General features: G+C 46.8%; 1 protein-coding gene. It reads right to left on the reverse strand.

The annotated features are described in order from the left end of the window. Window positions 1-148 precede the first annotated feature (148 nt). Window positions 149-600, reverse strand: a 452-nt coding sequence (locus R7Z47_RS25780; RefSeq protein ID WP_318130885.1) for a kinase/pyrophosphorylase, incomplete at its 5' end; no start/stop codon positions are given.

A 600-nucleotide genomic window follows, 5' to 3' on the forward strand; every position in this document is an offset into this window, starting at 1 on the left:
ACTGATGTTGTCACTCACGCAAACGAAGAACTATCAAGACGTTCAGAAGATGTTCCAGTACTACTAAGGAACAACCATAAAAGCTGATAATTGATAACCAGTAATATGCAAAGAGGAGGTTGATAGCAACCTCCTCTCATCCAAGTGACTAGCCGAACAAACGACGCTTCATTCCGGCTCTCTCAAGAATGCGCGTTGAAATTTCTTCTACCGATAATGACGACGTGTTGATGTAAGGAATCGCTTCTCTTCTGAATAAAGCTTCAACCGTGTCCAACTCCAACTTGCATTGCTCTTCACTGGCATAGTCGCTGCCCGACAGGCGATTCTCACGAATCTCATTCAAACGTTCAGGCGTGATGGTTAAGCCAAACAGTTTGTGGCGATGCACCTCGAACTCTGGCAACAAACGCATCATCTTGACGTCTTCGGCAATAAACGGGTAGTTCACCACGCGCAAGCCAAACTGCATCGCCATATACAAACTGGTTGGTGTTTTGCCGCTGCGCGATACACCAAGCAGAATGATATCCGCCTGTTCCAAGCCTTTCAGTGTAATGCCATCGTCGTGAGCCAAGGTGTATTCGATCGCCGCAATAC

It is taken from the genome of Vibrio sp. 1641 (assembly GCF_033339995.1).
Taxonomy (GTDB): Bacteria; Pseudomonadota; Gammaproteobacteria; order Enterobacterales; family Vibrionaceae; genus Vibrio; species Vibrio alginolyticus.